Origin of the sequence: Stenotrophomonas sp. YIM B13575, from assembly GCF_042787595.1 — a bacterium.
GTDB classification, from domain to species: domain Bacteria; phylum Pseudomonadota; class Gammaproteobacteria; order Xanthomonadales; family Xanthomonadaceae; genus Stenotrophomonas; species Stenotrophomonas lactitubi_B.
Genome location: NZ_JBHZOP010000227.1, coordinates 1 through 2173, shown reverse-complemented (window position 1 = coordinate 2173; position 2173 = coordinate 1). Strand labels below are relative to the sequence as shown.

General features: G+C 68.8%; 1 protein-coding gene. It reads right to left on the bottom strand.

Annotated features, from left to right (window positions below; all coding sequences use genetic code 11):
* A partial coding sequence (locus ACFX4F_RS21390) for a hypothetical protein (RefSeq protein WP_380658382.1) occupies positions 1-1531 on the bottom strand: 1531 nt, incomplete at its 3' end.
* Between the last annotated feature and the right edge of the window lie 642 nt (positions 1532-2173).

The window sequence follows — 2173 nt, the reverse complement described above, 5'->3', positions numbered from 1 at the left end:
CATACGCGCCGGCGAACTGCCAGCTGATCACGCGGGCAAGGCCCTGCAGATCCCACGGCAGGTAGATGCCGCCGCGCGGATCCACCGAATGGATCAGGCCGAACAGGGTGAGCGCCGCCGCCACCAGCAGGAAGCCGCAGGCGCGGCGCAGGCGGCCATCGACCATCGCCGCGACGGTGGCGATCCACAGCATCGAGGTGATGATGAAGCCATTGCCCAGCGCGAAAATCACCGCCAGCTCCGGCAGGCCGTGGCCATCGACGTGGGTGAGCAATGCCCCCATCTGCTCGGCCGGAATCCAGCCCGGCGCCTTGATCGCCAGCAGGTAGGCCGCCGACGGCAGGAAGCCCAGCACCATTGCACCGGCATGCTGGCGCGGCGTGGCCTGGAACGCTTGCGTGGTGATGTCGATCGACACGTACACGATGATCGGCGCCAGCACCGCCAGCGGCAGCCACTGCACCAGCCCGGAGATGATGCCGAGCATGCCGCCGATGCCGACGAACAGGCCGGTCAGCAGCGTGTAGCCGCTGCGCGCGCCCATGTGCTTGTAGGCCGGCTGGCCGATGTACGGCGTGGTCTGCGCAACGCCGCCGCAGACGCCGGCCACCAGCGTGGCCACCGCTTCCACCAGCAGGATGTCGCGGGTGCGGTAGTCATCGCCGGCCGCGCGCGCGCTCTCGGATACGTTGATGCCACCGACCACCATCAGCAGGCCGAACGGCAGCAGCAGCGGCAGGTAGGTCATCGCGGTCGGCAGGCCCTCGATGAAGCCCAGCGTCGGCAGCGGCAGCACCACCTGCGGCGGCACCCAGGCCGGAATCTGGAAGCCGGGTACACCCAGGCCGGCCAGGCCAAGCCCGTAATACAGGACGGTGCCGAACACGAACGCCAGCAGCACGCCGGGGCCACGCAGCGGCAGCTTGCCCTTGGCGATCAGCACGTACAGCAGCAGGCCCAGCGTGGTGAAGCCGACCAGTGGCGAGCGCAGGGTTTCCAGCAACGGCAGCAGACCCATCAGCACCAGCGCGATGCCCGCGATGGAGCCCAGCAGCGCGGCACGCGGCAGCGCGCGGGTCACCGCTTCACCGAAGAAGGACAGGATCAGCTTGAGCACGCCCATGATGACCAGCGAGGCCATGCCCAGCTGCCAGGTGGCGATGGCGGCGGCATGCGGATCCATGCCCTGCTGCTTGAAGGCCAGGAAGGCCGGGCCCAGCACCAGCAGGGCCATGCCGATGCTGGTCGGCGCATCCAGGCCCAGCGGCATGGCGGTGACATCGTCGCGCCCGGTACGCGCGGCCAGGCGCCGTGCCATCAGGGTGTACAGCAGGTTGCCGACCAGCACGCCCAGGGCAGTGCCGGGGAACATGCGGCCGAAGACCACGTCGGCGGGGAACTGGAACATCCCGACCAGGGCCATGGCGATGAAGCCGAGGATAGAGAGATTGTCGACGACCAGGCCGAAGAAGCCGTTGAAGTCGCCAGCGACGAACCAGCGGCGCGGCGCGGTGGAAGCGGGAGCGGACATGGAAGGGGCGGTGGGGGTGGGGACCGCCGATGGTAGGCCCAGCGGGGCCGGCGCGCCAATTCCCGCGTGGAATGATGGGTTCCAGCCAACGGCGGCGCCCCTCGTGGTTGGTCGCCGAAAGCGGGTTCTGGGGCTGGGCCGGGCGGGCAGGCTGCGCAGGGGTCGCTGCAAGTCCCCCTCCGGGGCCCGGCCCAGCCGCTGGCGGCTGTGCGTTCGGGCGCTTGCGAAGCAGTGCTTCGCAAGCAAAGCGCCCTCACCCATGTAAGCTCGGTCGCCGCATCCATGCGGCTCACGCCCCTGCGCAGCCTGCCCGCCCGGCCCCTGACAGTTTCCTGCGGGCGCCAGCCACGGAACAGAATCAAAAGATCAAAAGCAGAAGCCGGTCGCTTCGCTCGCGAGCCGGGCATGGCCCGGCTCTACAGAGATCACATCCGTCGATATGCCCAGAAATCCATCCACGCATCGCGTGGATCGACGTGTCGACCAAGGTCGACACCCACCAAGAGCAGGCCATGCCATTCCGACAGATCGCGGAAACCTGTCGAAGGCGGGGTGGGTCCGGTTGCGGGGGCGTGAGCCGCATGGATGCGGCGACCGAGCTTACATGGACGTACTTGCAGCGTCCCCCGCAACCGGACCCAC